The organism is Capnocytophaga cynodegmi, from assembly GCF_002302475.1.
Lineage (GTDB): Bacteria > Bacteroidota > Bacteroidia > Flavobacteriales > Flavobacteriaceae > Capnocytophaga > Capnocytophaga cynodegmi.
The window spans coordinates 1,048,807-1,068,414 of the sequence record NZ_CP022378.1; the positions used below are offsets into that span (position 1 = coordinate 1,048,807).

Here is a 19,608-nt window from a genome sequence, read left to right on the forward strand (position 1 = left end):
AAACATAACTTATGTTACTAAAAATAGAATTTGCGTTACATTTTTCTACAATTATTTCACTAAGTTAATACCCTACTCCTCTGACACGAATCCCACTAACGACAGGCTCTCCTTTTATCGGCTGAAATTTAATTGACAAGCCATTATCTTTTGTCACTTTTGTTTTGAATACAAGTCGGTAAGGAACGTTTAATCCGTAATTTGCTCCTAAATCTAAATTCTCCTCAATTAAAGATTCATTTGCGAAAATACTAAATATACGTTTATTAGGCTGACGCGTTACTTCTTTGTCTTCATCTGCAAAACGCCGAGACTTGGGAACATACTCAACCATTAAAACTTCTACCTCATAAACTCCTTCAGGTACATCTGCTTTAAACTCTGACATACCCACACGAATCGCCTGATAAAGAGGGTCTTCTTCATCTACTGCAAGAATATCTTCTTTTGTCCCTATCTTGTCCCCAACATAAAGTTGTTTACCTCCAATAAAACCAAAACTACCTTCAGAATATTCTTTTTCAGGAAGCCAGTACTGCCCCGTTCGCGAATCGATGAAAGCATAATTTGCCCCCAAGTTCATCGCAATATCTATTTCTTTACTAGTTTTAAATTGATAAGGAATTAATTTCGTTTGAATTGATTTATTTTGAACATTTTTACTATTTTCTTGTAAGGAAAACACATATTTCCCTTCTGGTAGAGATAAATCCCACACTGCCATTCCATTTCTTGTTTGGCTTACTGAGTGGAATTGATTATTAATTAAGAGAGAAAGCTTCTCACGATTTGAAAATGCATACATACGAACTGGAACAAGTGTATCTGAAGGCGATGTAGCTATATGCTTCCAATCTGTTCGGAAAGGATAGCCAAATGTTGCAACTGGTTTTTCAGATAGAAGTGCTTGCATTAAAAAGTAGGCGTCTTTTGGCTTACGATTGTGTGTAACCAAACCTTTGTTATTCATATGCGAAGTGGCATCTACACGGCGTTCTGAGCTAAAATCTACTAAATTCCAGATTGCTCCACCAGAAATATAAGGACGTGCAATGATTTGAGAGGTCAAAGATTGTATAAAACGGACTTGTTCTTCCATTGTAAAGTCAAATTTTTCAGGTTTTTCGGAATAAAGACGCACATCTGAACCAGCACCATATTCACTAATGAAATGAATTCTGTTAGGATATTTTTTGTGTTGTTCGTCCATATATTTACCAAAATCCTCATACTTATCGTAATACCAACCGTGGTACAAATTCCATCCTGCAATCATAGGAATGTCTCCAATTCCCGATTCATCATAAAGCGGATAATTGTGCATCGCAATTGCAGTGTAACGATATGGGTCTGTTTGTCTAGTTAAGTTTTCCAAACGTTGTGTTAGTTCAAGTGTGGCTTTATTACGTATAGGAATTTCTTGTTCTGGTTTAAAACGATGTGCCCAATAAATTTCATTCATATATGCCCATATAAATATTGAAGGATGATTATAATGCTGTTTAATCATTTCTTTGAGCATATTCTCAGCGTTTTGATTATGTTCTTCACTCACATTTACTTCGTTTACTAACGGGATTTCTTCCCATACAACAAAGCCTAATTGGTCTGAATTATCGAGGATTTCAGTCGCTTGTGGATAATGCGCATTTCGAAGGAAGTTAGCTCCCATCTCCTTTAACAGCTGCATATCTTGCCGATGTATATCATTACTCAACGCATTTCCGTACGGGATTCTGTCCTGATGGCGATTCGCTCCAATTAATTTTACGTTTTTCCCATTAAGAAAAAATCCTTTGTTCGCATCGAAACTGAACCACCTAAAGCCCAAAGGTTGTGTTAAATTATCAAGAGTTTTTCCTTTTTCTTTCAAACCACTTTCTACGTAATAAACCACTGGTTTTTCAGTACTCCACAATTCAAAATTTTCTACATTTTTAAATGTGACTTTAAAAATCATATCCGAAGAAGCCCCAATAGTTACGTTGCTTCTTTTTTCTGCCAAAACGGAATCTGTATCTTTCTTAATAGAGGTTTCGAGCGATAGTTTTACTTTTTGATTACTTTTGTTTTGTAGATGATATTCAATGGTAACTTCTGCCTTTTTTTCGGAAACTTTAGGTGTTGAAATATAAATCCCTGGACCTCCGTAATCGGACATACTGAAGTGTTTATTTCCCGTAGTTATTAAATGAACGGGACGATAAATACCACCAAAAAATGTAAAATCCGCTGACAAAGGAGGAATATTCTTATCGAAACTATTATCGACCTTAACAGAAATATATTGCTCTCCCGATAGATTCAAAAAAGGTGTCAGTTCCACATTAAAAGAGCTATAACCACCCATGTGTTTTCCTGCAAATTTCCCATTTACAAAAACTTCTGTAACCTGATTAGAACCCTCGAATTGTAGGAAATATTGCCTCTCAGCCTCAGGGACTAATCGAAAAGACTTTTTGTACCAAGCAATTCCCCTGTAATAGCCTCTTTTACCATCAGCAAGAACGTCCTTATCATTCCACGTGTGAGGTAACTGAACTGATTGCCACTTAAAACTATCTGCATTAGGAAGAATGGCATCCCCTACACTATCCTTCTGGAATAGCCAACCTGAATCAAAACTAACTTTTGAACGTCCAACAGAACGAACTTGAGCCTCTAATGTGAATTTGTAACTAAACAAAATCACCATCACCATACAGACGTACCTTTTCATAAATTTATTTTTTGGCTAAATTACTCCTATACAAATAATAAATCTATCTCAAATGTTACGAAAAAGAGGAATTGGGTTACCTTCTCTTTTTACATCAGCTAGAAAACTAACTTATATCCGTAAATCAACAATATAATCATTTATAAATAATATTTTTTCTGAAAAATTCATCAATCATAAAGAATAATTCTGTATTTTCGTGGCAACGAAATTTCATCAATTGAATTTTCCTCAAAAAATATAGTAAGATGATTATCAAAAAAATTAATGGAAAAGAACCCTCTTTTGGAGAAGATTGTTTTATTGCTGAAAATGCAACAATCACAGGAGATGTTTCTATAGGCAATCAATGTACCATTTGGTATAATGCTGTGATTCGGGGCGATGTAAATAGTATTCGAATTGGAAATAAAGTAAATGTACAAGACGCTGCTGTTATTCACGCAACTTATGAAAAACATTCCACAGAAATAGCCGATAATGTATCAATTGGACATAATGCGATTATTCACGGCTGTACTATTCACAGCAATGTGTTAATTGGAATGGGAAGTATCGTAATGGATGGTTGCATTGTTGAAAGTGATAGTATCATTGCGGCTGGTGCTGTAGTTACTGAACATACTCATATTGAGTCTGGAAGTATTTATGCTGGTGTCCCTGCCAAGAAAATAAAGAATTTATCAGAAGAGCAAAAACAATCTATACGAAAAACAGCTGATAATTACGTAAAATACGCCTCGTGGATTGAAGATTAGATGAAATTTTACAATTTATATAATCCAAAAAAAAAGCTTCACATTTCTGTAAAGCCTTTTTCTTTGTGGTCCCAGCTGGGCTCGAACCAGCGACCACCTGATTATGAGTCAGGTGCTCTAACCAACTGAGCTATGAGACCCTGTCATTTTCTGACGAGTGCAAAATTACAACTATTTTTCTTTCATACAAAATTTTTCAAGAAAATAAATTGAAATTTCAAAAAGAATGAAACATCATCGAGCATTAATACATTAATTATTAGAAAGTTATTATTTATTTTTATTTATCATTTCCATAAAAAATTGTAATGCCCTTGTTTCATTGTAGTACAAATTTTTCTTATCATAAAATGCTACGTGGCCACCATACTTTGGCATTTCCAGATAAAAATGAGGCATTTTTTCAGCTATTTCATTAGGAAAACAGCTTTGGGAAAGAAACGAATCATTTTGGGCATTTAGCAACAATGTTGGCGTTTTAATCTGATGCAAAACAAAAAGTGAGCTACATTTTTGATAATAATCATCTGCGTCAACAAAACCATTTGACTGTGAAGTATATAAATCGTCAAAATCCTTTAAAGTCTTAACCAAATCTACTTCGGAAATAGCTAATTCGTTTGGGAACTTTATGGACTTCATTTTAGCTTTTTGCTTCAATGTTACCAAAAATCGTTGAGCATAAATCCAATTTCTTTTCTTGTGTAATTTTTCAGAAGCTCCCTTTAAATCACAAGGTGTAGAAACTGCAACAATTGCTTTTACTTCCTTTGGAACCAAGTGTTTCCCCGCATACAATAAACTAATATTTCCACCCATACTAAACCCTTTTATAACGATTTCAGTGTAACCCAACTGAATTACTTTTTGCACAACTTCCTCCAAATCTGTCGATTTTCCAGAGTGATAAGACGAAAACAAACGATTATCCTCACCGCTACATCCTCTAAAATTCATCGCACAAACATCAAATCCGTTCTGGTTGAATAATTTTGCAGTACCCAGAACATAAGGTCGCTGAGCAGACCCCTCCAATCCGTGTAAAATAATAATGCAACGATTCGTTTTTTGCTCAGAATAACTCCAATCCATATCCAAAAAATCTCCATCGGGCAATTCCAATCGTTGCCTTACTTGAACTACTCCCAATACTTTTCTAACCTTTCCAGAATAAATTGTAGAAAAATCAGTTTGACGAAATAAAAAAGGTGGTTTATACTCAGATTGAATAACTGGCATTTTCATTTGATTTTACATCTTGCAAAAATAATAAAAGTATTTAGGTTTTATCTTAAAAAAGCCGTACTTTCGCCAGAGCAATAAATATTATAAATAATGAAAAAAATAATACTTCCTTTTCTTTTGTTAGCCATTGGCTGTCAAACACCTAAAGAAATAACTTTTGAAGAAAGTGATATTAATATCATTCCAAAACCTAAAAACATCTCTTTATCAAATGGTTATTTTGAATTCACTTCAAAAACAACCTTTGTCGCCGCCGATACATTACAAAATGTAGCAAGGTTGATAACCGAAAAATTTAAAAACGCTTCTGGTTGGGATTTAAAAATAACAAACGAACCCCAAAAAAGTAATTTTGTTGTTCTGGAAGCTGATACCTCCCTCCCAAATGAAAGTTACACATTTAATTCTGATAATGAGAAAATAACCATAAAAGCCTCTGACCGCAACGGATTTATTTACGCTTTACAAACCTTACGGCAACTACTTCCGAAAGAGATAGAAAGTTCAAACATTGTTAAAACAGATTGGATTATACCCTCTGTTAATATCCAAGACCAACCCCAGTATCCTTGGCGTGGTTTGATGCTTGACGTGGCACGTCATTTCTTTCCTAAAGAATATATTCTGAAAACTATCGACCGAATGGCAATGTTGAAACTCAATACATTTCATTTTCATTTGATTGATAATGAGGGTTGGCGTATTGAAATAAAAAAATATCCTAAACTTACTGAGGTTGGAGCGTGGCGAGTAGACCAAGAAGAAAAACATTGGAATGCACGAAGCACAAATTCCCCCGAAACAAAGGGAACTTATGGTGGTTTCTACACGCAAGAAGACATTAAAGAGATTGTATCTTACGCCTCAGAAAGAGGTATTACCATAATCCCAGAGATTGAAATGCCCGCTCACGTGATGAGTGCCATTACAGCTTATCCTGAGCTATCGTGTCATAAACGTCCAATCGGTGTTCCATCAGGAGGCGTTTGGCCAATTACAGATATCTATTGTGCAGGACAAGATGAAACTTTTACCTTTTTAGAGAATGTTCTTACAGAGGTAATGGATTTGTTTCCAAGTAAATATATCCACATCGGGGGCGACGAGGCAACTCATACGGAATGGGAAAAATGTCCAAAATGCCTACAACGAATGAAGGAACATAAATTAAAAAATGCTCACGAATTGCAAAGTTACTTCATAAAACGAATAGATAATTTCTTGGTTGCAAACGGCAGAAGATTAGTCGGTTGGGACGAAATTATCGAAGGAGGTTTACCGCCGCAAGCCATTGTGATGAATTGGAGAGGAATTGATATTGGCAAAAAAGCCATCGAACAAGGTCATCAAGTTGTTCTGACAAGTGATTGTTATATAGACCAATATCAGGGTTCTCCTGACAATGAGCCACTTGCTATTGGTGGATATTTGCCTTTAAGTAAAATCTACAATTATTCATTACACAAAGATGAGTTAACACAAGAACAACAAAAGCAAATTCTTGGAAGCCAAGCGAATTTATGGGCGGAATACATTCCAAACGAAAAACATTCTGAATATATGATTTTTCCACGACTTTTAGCTCTTGCGGAAATAGTTTGGACGCCTCAAGAAATGAAAAACTGGAACAATTTTATGAATAGAGTTCAGAAATTACTTCCCCGATTGGAATTAATGAATATCAACTATTCAAAATCAATGTATCAAGTATCTTCTAAAATTGAAAATCAAGATAATAAAGTTATTATTACGCTACATAGTGAATTGCCAGAAGCCGACATCCGTTACTCTTTAAATGGAGATTTATCCAAAGCCCAGAAATACACACAACCCATTGAAATAAAAGAAACTATAACTATAAAATCAGCTGTTTTCTTTAACGAAAAACCCAATGAGGTGGTTTATTCGGACACCTTTGTTTTTCATAAAGCAATTGGAAAAAAGGCTGCATACAATCCCGTGTATCATAAAAGCTACCAAGGACAAGGGAACGAAACGCTTACTAATATCGTTCGAGGAACAAAAAACTTCCACGACAAACAATGGTTGGCATGGTTAGTTGATGATGCTTCTGTTATAATTGATTTAGAAGAAGATACGGAAATTGAAAAAGTCATAGTAGGAGCGATGGAAAACCAAGGTTCGGGAATTTACTTTCCAACAAAAATAGACCTTTTAGTATCTGTTGATGGTAAAAATTACACAAAAATTGGAGAAGTTAGCCACCCACATACGTCAAATGGGTACGCCATTTTAAAAGATTTTAAGTTTGATTTTGAAAAACAGAAAGCTCGATTTGTGAAATTAGAAATACAAAACTTAGGACACCCACCCAAAGGAGGTGACTCTTGGATGTTTATTGATGAAATTCAAATTTTCTGATAAAAAAAATAGGCTATCTGATAATAAATTAGATAGCCTATTTTTCTTTTACAAGAATGTTTTAAACTTTCTTAACATATTGTGTTATAATCACAATTTGTTGCCCATCAACTTTTCCTTCAATATATTGTGGATTTTCACGATCCAAAGAAATTTTACGAACCACTGTTCCTTGTTTGGCAACCATACTTGAACCTTTTACCTTCAAATCTTTTATCAAAACTACATTATCACCTGCTTGTAAAATTGCTCCGTTGCTGTCCCTGTGGATAATTTTCTCACTTTCATCTAAATGATCATCTGAAGCTTTTGCAAAAGCGAGTTCTTCATCGTCCAAGTACATCATATTTAGCAAATCCAACGACCACCCTTCGCTTTTCAACCGATTGAGCATTCGCCACGCCATCACCTTTACAGCCCGATGTTCACTCCACATACTATCATTTAAGCAACGCCAATGATTGCTATCCAAATCTGTAGCACCTTCAATTTGTGAAACACAGGTTTTACAAGCCAACAAACTGCCATCTAATCCACCCGTACTGGTAGGAGGCACTTCATAAATTTCTAAATTATTTGTTGCACCACATAATTCACAACAATTTCCGCTTCGTTTTTGTAATTCTTGAAGTAAATTCATTTGAAAATTTTATTAACTTTGCAAAGTTACATTTTTCTAAATTTTTTCACAAAAATCTATATGAAAAATAATTCTGCAGTTATTTCAATATTTTCATTGATTATCTTTGCGTTCTCTACATATTACTTTTCAAACGTGTGTTCGATATTTGAACATTTGTTAAATGACATTGTAATTAACGACTCTCTTAAAATAAGTATCGTTACGACATTAAGCTGTTTCACAATTAGTTTGTTACCTTCCTTAGTTATCTATTTTTCTGACAATCGTGATATTTTAACAAAATTAAATTTTAGAGAAAGTTTCCAAAACGAACTCCCATTTACTTTTTTAACCTTGTTGATTCTTTTCGCCATTTTTTTATTTTTACAGCAAAAGAACGCCTATCGTGGTATAAATCTTATTTTCATTTTTAATATTTTTTTCTACTATTTTTTAGGATTTCAACAACTTTTTAAACACACAAACTTAGGATTTCTACCTATTACAATTATTGTTTCTATTATTTCTATGTTACCTAATTGGTTTATGCTGAAACAACTTCAATATTTTCCAATCTTTGGAATAACACTTTTGGAAAATTTCATAGCTTTTTTGATTGTTGGGTGGATTTATATTGAATGGAAATACAATTTATGGTTATTGTGTTTTCTTTCTGTTATGACAGATTTCTTCTTCGTTATCAGTGATTTTGAATCCGTAACAAGTACCGAGCAACCATTTTTTAAAAATCCCTTTTTTTATAAGATTTTGACGTACATTTTGGTAATTATTTTTACCTTTGCGTACAAGAAAATGAAAAAAGTATCTTTTACAATCTATAATTCCAATATTTGGAAAAAAACACACATAAAATAATGAGAAAAAAATACATACTCTTTGTTCTGTTCATTACCCTATTTTCAGTAGGTTGCTCTGATTCAAAATTAGTTACCATTGGGAAAGCTCCCAAATTCTCGTTCACTAATCAGAATAACCAAACCATTTCTAACAAAGATTACGAAGGAAAAGTCTACGTCGTAGATTTCTTCTTTACAACTTGCCCAACTATTTGTCCGATAATGACTTCAAGTATGGTAAAAGTTCAAAATGCCTTTGAGGGGAAAAACATTGGTTTTGCTTCATTTTCAATTAATCCAGAAAATGACACGCCTGAAGTGCTGAGAGAATATGCCCAACAACACGGAATAACAAGCCCTAACTGGCATTTACTCACAGGCGACGAAGAAGCAATTTATGATTTAGCGAACAACGGATTCAACCTCCACGCACAAAATAATGCCAAAGGAATTGACGGATTTGAACATTCTGGACTTTTTGCATTGATTGACCAAAAGGGAAATATTGTTTCACGTAAAGACGCAGATGGGAATCCAATAATCTACTACGACGGATTAGAGGATTCACAAATTGAAATGTTAATAGAAGACATCAAGCTACTTATTGGCACACCTTAATTTTAGGAGTTACTTTGTTTGTGTCTTCCGTTAATAAAATGGATGAATCTTACACTTTCTTTTTGCTTAGGTAACCTTTTAGCATTTTTCTAATTCCTGCTTCTTTTTGAAAGACTACAAAAATATACAATAGCAACAGAAAAGTTCCCACATACATATTTCTGTCAAAAACATAGAATGTAAAAAATGAGGCCAATACGCTAAAAATTAAATAAAATAGGATTTTATTTATATTGTAAGGAATTGGATACTTTCTCTGACCTACAAAATATGATACTAACATCATAACCAGATAGGTGGCCAATGTAGCCAAAGCTGCTCCCTTATAGCTTATTACAGGAATGAGCAAAAAGTTTAACAAAATAGTGATAACCATTCCTAATATAGAAATATACGCCCCAAACTGAGTTCTGTCAGTTACCTTGTACCAAACCGAAAGGCTATGATATATACCCAAACAAAGATTTGCCAACAAAACAACTGGAACAACCCATAACGCTTCCCAATATGCTGGGTTATTTATCAAAATAAGCTTAAAAATATCTGTGAAAACCGTAATAAAAAGCAAGATAAACGCTCCGAAAATAGTAAAATATTCAGTCACTAAAGCATACGTTTGTGGTGCATCTTTATTTTGAGCGTTACTAAAAAAGAAAGGCTCAACTCCTAATTTATAAGCTGTTACAAATAGCGTCATAAAAACTCCCATTTTATAACAAGCCGAATAAATTCCGATGGTATTGTCAGCAGTTTCAACAGGAAGCAACATTCGTAAAAACACACGGTCAAAGCCTTCATTCACGGCAAAAGCAATCCCAGCAATTAACACGGGAAAAGCGTATCGGAACATTTTTTTCCATAAAACGAATGAAAAACCCAATCGAATTTTGAAATAAATTGGTAACAACACAACAAGCGTTAGCAAACTTGCCATTATATTGGAAATAAATATATAATACACCTGATTTTCAAAATAAAAGAAATCCCAAAAAGCATTATCTTTTAATTTTGGCAATAAAAGAAAGAAAAACAAATTCAGTAAAAGATTCACTGTTACATTTCCAATTTTTATAATAACATATGTAAGTGATTTACCTTCGTTTCGGAGTTGTGCAAAGGGAATAACAACCAATGCATCAAGCGTTAAAATGATAATACAAAAGGTAATTAAATTCACATCATATTGTAGCCATTCCGATATGAAATTTCGAGCAAATAACGCTACAACAAAAAAAGACAACGAACTGACAAACAAAGAAGTAAGAGCTGTAGATTGTACTTTGCGTTTATCCTCTTCTTTATTCATAAAACGAAAAAAAGCAGTTTCCATTCCATAGGAAAGCAGCACGTTACCCAAAATGAGATATACAAACAAACCCGAATAAATTCCAAAATCTGCGGTAGAATTTAATTCTTGAACGTATAAACGAGTAAGAATCAAGGATATTACACGTGGAAGTACAGTTGCTAATCCGTATATAAAAGTATGTTTGAATAATTTTTGTAGTTTGCTCATTTCTTTGTGATATAACGCACCGCAAAACTACACAAAATAGGATAAAAACATCTTGCTTCTTGACAAAAAAAATGTACCTTTGTGCTTTATTTATTTTCTATGGAAATCATAAAAATACACGACAAATCATTTGAACCTTACATTGAAGCTGAACAAATTCAGCAAATTATTCAGCGAATGGCTTCGGAAGTGGCTAAGGATATGGAAGATACCTGTCCGCTATTTGTTTCGGTACTTAATGGAGCTTTTATGTTTGCTTCCGATTTTGTTCGGCATTATAAAGCGGATTGCGAGATTACTTTCGTGAAATTAGCTTCTTACCAAGGAATGCAATCTACCGAAAAAGTGGTGGAGCTTATCGGATTGGATATTCCTGTGGAAGGGCGTGATGTGGTGGTATTGGAAGATATTATCGACACGGGTAACACTCTGGAGGAAATTTATCGCATTTTCCACGACAAAAAAGTAAAATCATTGCGCATTGCTACACTTTTCTTTAAACCAGATGCTTACAAGAAAGATTTAAAAATAGATTACGTAGGGCAACCTATTCCGAATCGATTTATCGTTGGTTATGGGCTTGATTATGACGAATTAGGAAGAAATTTACCTCAAATATATCAATTAAATAATTCAATAACGATGACAAACTTAGTTTTATTCGGGAAACCAGGAGCTGGGAAAGGTACACAAGCTGCTTTTTTGAAAGATAAATACAATTTAGTACACATTTCAACAGGGGATTTATTCCGATTTAACATTAAAAACGAAACCAAATTAGGAAAATTGGCTCAATCATATATGGACAAAGGTGATTTGGTTCCTGATGAAGTTACTATCCAGATGCTACAACAAGAAATAGAGAACAATCCTAAAGCTGAAGGTTTTATATTTGATGGTTTTCCAAGAACTATTGCTCAAGCTGAGGCTTTAGATGATTTTTTAGCTTCAAAAGGAATGAAAATTCACGGAACATTAGCCTTAGAAGCCGACGATGAAATTCTGATACAACGCCTTTTGGAAAGAGGAAAAGTAAGCGGACGCACCGATGACCAAGATGAAAGCAAAATCAGAAATCGATTCGTGGAATACAACGAAAAAACTGCTCCACTTATCGAATTTTATAAAAAACAAGGAAAATATCACGGCATTGATGGTATTGGCACAATTGAAGAAATTACAACACGTTTGTCTAACGCTATCGATAATCTAAAATAAGTATTACAAAACATTAAGAAAAACCCAAACTTTTGATAGGAGATTTCTTCTTCAAAGGTTTGGGATTGTCTATTTTCTATAAATATTATGACTGAAGGGAATTTCACGGATTATGTAAAAGTATTTGTCGCCTCAGGAAATGGCGGAAAAGGTTCTATGCACTTGCATCGGGAGAAGTTTGTTGCTAAAGGCGGACCTGATGGCGGAGATGGCGGAAGAGGTGGACACATTATTGTTCGTGGAAATAAAAACCTATGGACACTCATTCACTTCAAGTTTCAGAAACATTTCAGAGCGGGGCACGGTGAAAGTGGCGGAGCAAGTCGTAGTACAGGAGCTGATGGGAAAGATGTTTATCTTGAGGTCCCTTTAGGCACAATCGTAAAGAATGCCTTAACTGATGAGGTTCTGTTTGAAATTACAGAAGACAAACAGGAGGTCATTGCGTTACGCGGAGGAAAAGGAGGCTTAGGGAATTGGCATTTCAGAAGTGCTACTAATCAAACTCCAAGATATGCACAGCCTGGCATTCCTGGTGAGGAAATGGAACTTTTGTTAGAATTGAAAATTCTTGCCGATGTAGGATTTGTAGGTTTTCCTAATGCGGGAAAATCAACATTGTTATCGGTTATAACTTCCGCCAAACCGAAAATTGGTGATTATCCTTTCACAACATTAAAACCTAATTTGGGAATTGTAGAATATCGTGATTTTCAATCTTTTGTTGTAGCAGATATTCCTGGTATTATTGAAGGGGCTGCAGAAGGAAAAGGGTTAGGACATTATTTCCTACGACATATCGAGCGAAATTCGACGCTTCTTTTCCTCATTCCTGCTGACAGCAAAGATATTGTAGAAGAATACCATATATTGCTAAAAGAACTGAAAGAATATAATCCAGAACTACTTAATAAAGATAGACTTATCGCTATTTCAAAATCAGATATGCTTGACGAAGAACTTACTTCTGACATTGAAAAAGAAATCAAACCTGCTCTAAAAGGAATTCCTTTTTTGTTTATCTCATCTGTTTCAGGAAAAGGTATTTCTCAACTAAAAGATACTCTTTGGAAAATGATTAATGAGTAGGAAATATTCACAAATATTTATTTTTTCTAATTTTAAAATGAGTAACTCATAGCAATAAATGTCCTTGATTGTCTATTTACCTAAAAACAAAATGCACAAGTATCTGAAAATACATTTATCCTACCTCCAAAGAAATATTTACAATAAAAAGAGTAAATAAGATTGAACTATAAAACACTAAAAAAGCACTAAGGTATCTCAGATAAACTCTGAAAAGTGTTCGAAATACTATATCAGAATAGTTAGGAATATTAAAAAAACAATATGCTTTGGAGACTCTTTGCGAAAAGAATAAACAAATTCTATCTTATGATTATTAATAAACATCATAAAATCCAGAAAATATTTTTTCCCCTTCTAATTTTTATATGTAGCTGTCAAGATAAAAAGCTTCAAGATAAAACTGAGGATCAATTAAAGAATTGGAATATGCCTTCAAATGTTGAAGTTATAGTTGATGAAAAAACAACAACATTCAACATTCATCATCTATCAAATGCAAAGTACTTTGATTTAAATTCTTATTTTATAGTTAGCTCAATGTTGAATAAGAGATTCGAAAATGAGATAAAGAAAGACACAATAATTTACAATCATTTTTATGGTTTGTCTGGAGACAAAGTAGAAATTGCCTTCAGTAGAAAAGAAATATTAGAAAATAACAGGATTTTTGAATCTGTTACAGTTCAGAATTTCATAGAGTACTCTTTAAGAAATATTCGGAGTGAAACGCTATTAGCGATGAACCTGAAAATAAATCATTTGAAGAATAAATATGAATGGTATGATTCAGCTGATAATTTTTGGGACATGCTAATTTCTTATGCAAATAACTGTGGAATCAAAGAACCAATTGATAAAAAAGCTGTTTTAAGCTTTGTCATATTCGTATATATGAATTATGATCCTGAAAAGGAAAATCCAATAACTTCAGAAGTTCAACCATTCTTAAATTACTTTTATAGGTATTGTGGATATGATTTAGAATGGCTGAGTTATGATTTTGAGAAATTTATGTTGGCTATCAATAGAAAACTACATAGTTGATTGTATACAAACATAGAAAGACTACTTGTAAACTTGAGAAAAGTCTTTATAGGAAAAAAACTTACATCAATATTCAAATCAATACTTTGATTATCATAAAGAAAAAAAAATTAGGACATTACTTTCTTTTTTACAACAAGGCAAATGTTTCAAATATTTTTAATCAACAAACAAAAAAGCACCTACATTTCTGTAAGTGCTTGATTTTCTTTGCTCCCCCTACTGGACTTGAACCAGTGACCCTCTGATTAACAGTCAGATGCTCTAACCAACTGAGCTAAGGAGGAATATTACCTTCTGTTTTGCGTTTGCAAATGTACAACTATTTTTTGTTTTCACAATACTTTTACCAAAAAAATAAATATTAATTTTTGTTAAAGTTTATAATGAACTATAAATCAGCACACATAGCCATCTACTTTTCTTTATTTTTTCTATTTTCATAGAATGTAATAAAGGCTTGTGTAGCACCTTGACTCTCTATGATGAAGTCCTTATTAACTTTCCCCATTTCTTCTTGCTTCTCAGGAATTGAAATTAACAAGTCCATAATCTGTTTAAATTCTTCTTCGCTCGTGACAGACACAACTCCTCCTCTACCAACTAAAGCCTTAGCCTCATTGAATTTCTCATAGTTTTTCCCTATCACCACAGGAATACCAAAAACAGCTGGTTCCAACACATTGTGCAACCCATTTTTACCCATTCCGCCTCCCACATACGCAATATCCGAATAGCTGTACACTTTTGTTAAAATACCAATCGTATCAATAATGAACACATCAAAATCAGATAAATTCTTACCTTGCCTTTCCGAAAAAAACACTATCTTTTTAGATATTTTCTGTTTAAAAAAATGTATTTTTTCTGGGGTGATATTATGTGGTGCAATGATAAATTTAATATTTCCAGTTGAGTTATTTACATAACTGAGATAAATTTCCTCGTCTTCTTCCCACGAACTTCCAAAAACTACACAAATTGAATCATTCTTAAATGTTTCAATAAAATCCAAGGAATTGTCTCTATCCAAAATTTCCAAAACTCTATCAAAACGTGTATCACCACTTACCATTACATTTTCAAAACCAATAGATTGCAGCAATAATTTTGATTTTTCATTTTGAACAAAGAAATGACTAAAACATCGTAAACAATCTCTCATCATTCCTCCGTATGATTTAAAAAATATTTGATTTTCACGAAAATTACCTGATATTAAATACGTTGGAATTTGATTTTTTTTCAACTCAGAAAGATAATGATACCAAAAATCGTACTTAACAAAAATGGCTGTCTTAGGACGAACAACTTCAATAAAACGTCTCGCATTTTCGGGAGTATCCAAAGGAAGATAAACAACTACATCAACTTCTTTACTATTTTTACGAATTTCATATCCCGAAGGAGAAAAAAATGTAACAATAATCTTATTTTTCTTCCTCAATTCTTTCATAACTGGCAATCCTTGTTCAAACTCCCCCAAAGAAGCCGTATGAAACCAAATGTATTGCTCATTTGCATCTATTTTTTCCTTAAGATAGAAGAAGACATCTTTGCGTCCCTCAACAAAAAGTTTGAGTTTTTTATTGAATAATGCCAAAAATTTAAGTACAAAACCTACAACACGAATTGAGGCAGTATATACGATTTTCATCTAAAAATTATTTTTTGCGAAAATACATATTTATTCAAATTACTTCCTTATTTTTGTGGGATATTTTTTGTAAAAGCAAAAATGATGCGTTTTTGCAAAAATTCTTCTAAATAAGTAGATTAAGTATGAAAAAAATACAAATGGTTGACTTGAATGGTCAATATCAAGAAATTAAAGAACAGGTTCAGGATGCTTTCAATGAAATTTTAGAAAGTACTGCTTTCATCAACGGGCCACAAGTTCACGCTTTTCAGAAAGAGTTAGAAACATATTTGGGCGTGAAACACGTAATTCCGTGTGCCAACGGAACCGATGCTTTACAAATTGCTATGATGGGGCTTGGATTAAAACCTGGAGATGAGGTAATTACTGCTGATTTTACTTTTGCAGCAACCGTTGAGGTAATTGCTTTACTGAATCTTACACCTGTTCTGGTTGATGTTTATGATGATACTTTCAATATTAATATCGAAGCCATAAAGAAAGCTATTACTCCAAAGACAAAAGCCATCGTTCCTGTGCATTTATTTGGACAACCCGCTAATATGGAAGCTATTATGCAAATAGCAAAAGAGCATAACTTATTTGTAATTGAAGATAATGCACAAGCCATTGGAGCTGATTTCACGTGGTCGGACGGAAAAAAACAGAAAGTAGGAACTATCGGACACGTAGGGGCTACTTCATTCTTTCCTTCAAAAAATTTAGGTTGTTATGGAGATGGGGGAGCAATTTTTACCAATGATGATGACCTTGCTCACACCATTCGAGGAATTGTAAATCACGGAATGTACGTACGTTACCATCACGATGTGGTGGGAGTTAATTCCCGATTGGATTCGCTACAAGCAGCGGTACTTCGCGCAAAACTTCCATACCTCAACACCTACAACAAAAAACGCCAAGAAGCAGCACAAAAATACACAAATGCCTTAAAAAACACCCCAAATGTAACAACTCCTTTTACGGCAGAAGGTTACAACCACGTTTATCACCAATACACCCTACGAATCACCAATGGAAAACGTGATGAACTGGCAAAAATTTTATCTGAAAACAATATCCCTTTCGGAATTTATTATCCAATTCCGCTACACTTACAGAAAGCTTATGCTGACAAACGTTACAAGGAAGCAGATTTTTCAGTTACAAATCAATTGGTAAATGAAGTTATCTCTTTGCCTATGCACACCGAGCTTGATGATGAGCAAATCAATTTCATTACCAAAATAATCAATTCCTTTTTTAATTAAACTGATAAAAATATAAAATTTCTAGATATTTAATTTTTTAGATTAACTTATGAGTAAAACACAAATGCCTTGGCAAGAGCGTCCTGAAGGATGCAAAGATGTTATGTGGCGATACAGCCAAAATCCAATCATTGGGCGATATCATATCCCAACTTCCAATAGTATTTTTAATAGTGCCGTAGTTCCTTTTGGAGACGGATTTGCAGGAGTTTTCCGTTGTGATAACAAAGCGGTACAAATGAATATTTTTGCAGGTTTTAGTAAAGATGGAATCAATTGGGAAATCAATCACGAGCCCATTGTAATGAAAGCAGGAAATACACAAATGATTGATTCTGATTACAAATACGACCCTCGCGTTACGTGGATTGAAGACCGCTATTGGGTTACTTGGTGTAACGGCTATCACGGACCTACTATCGGGATTGCCTACACATACGATTTTAAGGAGTTTTTCCAATGCGAAAATGCGTTTTTGCCTTTCAACCGAAATGGAGTACTGTTCCCAGAAAAAATCGATGGTAAATACGCAATGCTTTCACGACCAAGTGATAATGGACATACACCATTCGGAGATATATATATCAGCTACAGCCCTGATATGAAATATTGGGGTGAACATCGTTGTGTGATGAAAGTAACTCCGTTTGAAGATAGTGCTTGGCAGTGTTTAAAAATCGGTGCTGGTGCAGTGCCTATACTTACCGATGAAGGTTGGTTGATGTTTTATCACGGAGTAATCAGAACGGCTAACGGATATCGCTACTCAATGGGAGCTGCTATTTTGGATAAAAACGACCCAAGTAAGGTTAAATATCGTACACAGCCTTATCTATTGGCTCCTGCTGAAATTTACGAATTAACAGGCGATGTACCGAATGTTGTATTTCCTTGTGCAGCGTTGCATTCTATTGAAGAAGATAAAGTAGCTGTTTACTATGGGGCTGCCGATACGGTAGTTGGTGTAGCTTTCGGTCGTATTTCAGAAATTATTGAATTTACTAAAAACAATAGTTTGTAAAAATCAAATAGAAAATAAAAAAGCCAACCTTAAGGGTTGGCTTTTTTTATTATGAGTTTAACTTGAAATTAATTGGATAAGAGAATGTTACTGATGTTGGTTTTCCACGTTGTTTACCTGGAATAAGTTTTGGCAACTTCTCTATAATTCTACGAGCTTCTGCTTCCAGCATTTTATCTGGTCCACGAACTCCTATGATAGTTATACTTCCATCTTTATTAATACGGAAGTGAACATTCACCCTTCCTTGAATTCCCATCTCTGCTGCAGCTTGTGGGTAAGTGAAGTTCTTTTGTACGTGTTTGTCCAAATTCTGTTTAAAGCAATCAAACTGTTTGTCTTTTGCCACGTCTTTACAATTTTCGAACATCGGTTTGTCCTCAATAATTGTAAAAGGAACGTCAACCTCTTCTGGTTCTTCAACAACCTCTTGAATTTGAGAAACTTCGATAACTTCATCTTTCTTAACCTCAGTGTCTTGAATGATAGTTTCTTCTATTTCTTTCTCATTTTCAACGATTTCTACCTCTTGTACTACTGCAGGTGGTGGAGGTGGTGGAGGTGGTGGCGTAATATTTTCCAACACGATTTCTTCTTGTTCTTCATCAAGTAACTTGTCAACATCTGTTTTTCGATCGTCAACAACTTGCTTGTCATAAGATTTCAACTCAAATCCTGCATAGGATAAAGCTGAAACCAATGCAAAACCGATAGCAAAAAATAGTCCACTATTTTTGGTTAAATCTGCTTTTGGGTTCTTTTTAGGTTGCATAACTTAAATCTTTTTAAAAGGTTACTAAACATTTCTTTAACATTAATTAAAAGCTTTTTTATTAATGATTGTCACAAAAACCAAAGCAACAATTGTGCCAAAGGAGTTGAAAAAAACGTCGTATATATCTCCGCTTCTTGTAGTTGTTATTGTTTTTTGCAACAACTCTATACTAATTCCTAATAAAAAAGCAAACAATGCCGAAATAATATAAATATAAGGTATTTTTTTAACACACTTACATTCATTTTTTAATGTTAAAAAAAACAAAACCGTAAATACAAAATAAAAAGTAAAATGTGCTATTTTATCTATGTATGGGATACGGGGTAAATTAGGGGTGCTATCTCCAGGCATTAGGCTCAAGGTTACCACAACAATGAACCATATTCCTAATAAGATTGTGAACTTTCGTTTTTTAAGCACCTATCAAATCTGTATATTCTTCGGCAGAAAGCAATGCATCTATCTCAGAAGCATCACTAAACTTTATTTTAATCATCCAACCTTCGCCATAAGGGTCTGAATTTACTTTCTCAGGCTCTTGCTCCAAAACATCGTTAAAAGCAATGATTTCCCCACTTAATGGCAAAAACAAATCAGAAACCGTTTTTACAGCCTCAACAGTTCCAAAAACTTCTTCTTTATCAAGAGTTTCTCCTTCTGTTTCAACCTCAACATAAACAATATCACCCAATTCTTTTTGAGCGAAATCGGTAATCCCAACTACTGCTAGGTCTCCTTCGATACGAACCCACTCGTGGTCTTTCGTGTACTTTAATTCTGATGGTATATTCATAACTTTTTTAATTTTTTAAATGGACTTCAAAAGTA

Annotated in this window: 17 protein-coding genes and 2 tRNA genes; 9 read left to right on the forward strand and 10 right to left on the reverse strand. The window is 33.9% G+C overall.

Annotated features, from left to right (window positions below; all coding sequences use genetic code 11):
- Positions 1-64: 64 nt before the first annotated feature.
- Positions 65-2,719 carry a glycoside hydrolase family 2 TIM barrel-domain containing protein gene (locus CGC48_RS04805; protein WP_232780560.1) on the reverse strand — a complete coding sequence of 885 codons (2,655 nt, stop codon included), beginning with the start codon at positions 2,717-2,719 and terminating at the stop codon, positions 65-67.
- A gap of 248 nt (positions 2,720-2,967) precedes the next feature.
- On the opposite strand from CGC48_RS04805, the gene CGC48_RS04810 reads away from it, so the two are divergent.
- Complete coding sequence (locus tag CGC48_RS04810; protein ID WP_098028672.1) at positions 2,968-3,477, forward strand: gamma carbonic anhydrase family protein; 510 nt, start codon at positions 2,968-2,970, stop codon at positions 3,475-3,477.
- A 66-nt stretch (positions 3,478-3,543) separates the two neighbouring features.
- Here the strand turns inward: CGC48_RS04810 and CGC48_RS04815 are convergent.
- A tRNA-Ile gene (locus tag CGC48_RS04815) sits at positions 3,544-3,617 on the reverse strand.
- Positions 3,618-3,747: 130 nt separating this feature from the next.
- Positions 3,748-4,716 (reverse strand): YheT family hydrolase, encoded by a 969-nt coding sequence (locus CGC48_RS04820; RefSeq protein WP_198537156.1) that lies wholly within the window; start codon positions 4,714-4,716, stop codon positions 3,748-3,750.
- Between the two features lie 96 nt (positions 4,717-4,812).
- Between CGC48_RS04820 and CGC48_RS04825 the strand changes: the two genes are divergently transcribed.
- Positions 4,813-7,104, forward strand: a complete 2,292-nt coding sequence (locus CGC48_RS04825; RefSeq protein ID WP_098028674.1) for a glycoside hydrolase family 20 protein — start codon at positions 4,813-4,815, stop codon at positions 7,102-7,104.
- Between the two features lie 61 nt (positions 7,105-7,165).
- Here the strand turns inward: CGC48_RS04825 and CGC48_RS04830 are convergent, their stop codons facing one another.
- Positions 7,166-7,744 (reverse strand): PhnA domain-containing protein, encoded by a 579-nt coding sequence (locus tag CGC48_RS04830; RefSeq protein ID WP_098028675.1) that lies wholly within the window; start codon positions 7,742-7,744, stop codon positions 7,166-7,168.
- Between the two features lie 60 nt (positions 7,745-7,804).
- On the opposite strand from CGC48_RS04830, the gene CGC48_RS04835 reads away from it, so the two are divergent.
- The gene (locus CGC48_RS04835) at positions 7,805-8,602 is read left to right on the forward strand and encodes a hypothetical protein (RefSeq protein WP_157909866.1); all 798 of its coding nucleotides are present in this window, start codon (positions 7,805-7,807) and stop codon (positions 8,600-8,602) included.
- On the forward strand, positions 8,602-9,201 hold the full coding sequence (locus CGC48_RS04840; protein WP_098028677.1) for an SCO family protein: 600 nt from the start codon (positions 8,602-8,604) through the stop codon (positions 9,199-9,201). The genes CGC48_RS04835 and CGC48_RS04840 overlap by 1 nt, the downstream gene beginning before the upstream one ends.
- 49 nt (positions 9,202-9,250) lie before the next feature.
- Here the strand turns inward: CGC48_RS04840 and CGC48_RS04845 are convergent, their stop codons facing one another.
- Positions 9,251-10,717, reverse strand: a complete 1,467-nt coding sequence (locus CGC48_RS04845; RefSeq protein WP_098028678.1) for a lipopolysaccharide biosynthesis protein — start codon at positions 10,715-10,717, stop codon at positions 9,251-9,253.
- A gap of 99 nt (positions 10,718-10,816) precedes the next feature.
- On the opposite strand from CGC48_RS04845, the gene CGC48_RS04850 reads away from it, so the two are divergent.
- From CGC48_RS04850 to CGC48_RS04860, 3 genes are all read left to right on the forward strand, one after another.
- The gene (locus CGC48_RS04850) at positions 10,817-11,935 is read left to right on the forward strand and encodes an adenylate kinase (protein ID WP_018279796.1); all 1,119 of its coding nucleotides are present in this window, start codon (positions 10,817-10,819) and stop codon (positions 11,933-11,935) included.
- Between the two features lie 87 nt (positions 11,936-12,022).
- Complete coding sequence (obgE, locus tag CGC48_RS04855) at positions 12,023-13,024, forward strand: GTPase ObgE (protein ID WP_098028679.1); 1,002 nt, start codon at positions 12,023-12,025, stop codon at positions 13,022-13,024.
- A gap of 264 nt (positions 13,025-13,288) precedes the next feature.
- On the forward strand, positions 13,289-14,071 hold the full coding sequence (locus CGC48_RS04860) for a hypothetical protein (protein WP_157909867.1): 783 nt from the start codon (positions 13,289-13,291) through the stop codon (positions 14,069-14,071).
- Between the two features lie 213 nt (positions 14,072-14,284).
- Here CGC48_RS04860 and CGC48_RS04865 read toward each other — a convergent pair.
- Positions 14,285-14,358: transfer RNA gene (locus CGC48_RS04865), tRNA-Asn, on the reverse strand.
- Positions 14,359-14,486: 128 nt separating this feature from the next.
- Positions 14,487-15,728, reverse strand: coding sequence for a 3-deoxy-D-manno-octulosonic acid transferase (locus tag CGC48_RS04870; protein ID WP_098028681.1), 1,242 nt, complete (start codon positions 15,726-15,728; stop codon positions 14,487-14,489).
- Between the two features lie 125 nt (positions 15,729-15,853).
- Here CGC48_RS04870 and CGC48_RS04875 point away from each other — a divergent pair, with 125 nt between their 5' ends.
- Positions 15,854-16,981: a DegT/DnrJ/EryC1/StrS family aminotransferase gene (locus tag CGC48_RS04875; protein WP_098028682.1), complete on the forward strand. Its 1,128-nt coding sequence runs from the start codon at positions 15,854-15,856 to the stop codon at positions 16,979-16,981.
- A gap of 49 nt (positions 16,982-17,030) precedes the next feature.
- Positions 17,031-18,002, forward strand: a complete 972-nt coding sequence (locus tag CGC48_RS04880; protein WP_041990641.1) for a glycoside hydrolase family 130 protein — start codon at positions 17,031-17,033, stop codon at positions 18,000-18,002.
- 49 nt (positions 18,003-18,051) lie between these two features.
- On the opposite strand, the gene CGC48_RS04885 is transcribed toward CGC48_RS04880, so the two are convergent.
- Genes CGC48_RS04885 through gcvH form a run of 3 tightly spaced genes read right to left on the reverse strand, consistent with a single transcriptional unit; the run spans position 18,052 to position 19,573 of the window.
- Entirely contained in the window at positions 18,052-18,774 is a 723-nt protein-coding gene (locus CGC48_RS04885) for an energy transducer TonB (RefSeq protein WP_018279801.1), read from the reverse strand.
- Between the two features lie 42 nt (positions 18,775-18,816).
- Entirely contained in the window at positions 18,817-19,200 is a 384-nt protein-coding gene (locus CGC48_RS04890; protein WP_098028683.1) for a VanZ family protein, read from the reverse strand.
- Positions 19,193-19,573, reverse strand: a complete 381-nt coding sequence (gene gcvH, locus CGC48_RS04895) for a glycine cleavage system protein GcvH (RefSeq protein ID WP_098028684.1) — start codon at positions 19,571-19,573, stop codon at positions 19,193-19,195. The genes CGC48_RS04890 and gcvH overlap by 8 nt, the downstream gene beginning before the upstream one ends.
- Between the last annotated feature and the right edge of the window lie 35 nt (positions 19,574-19,608).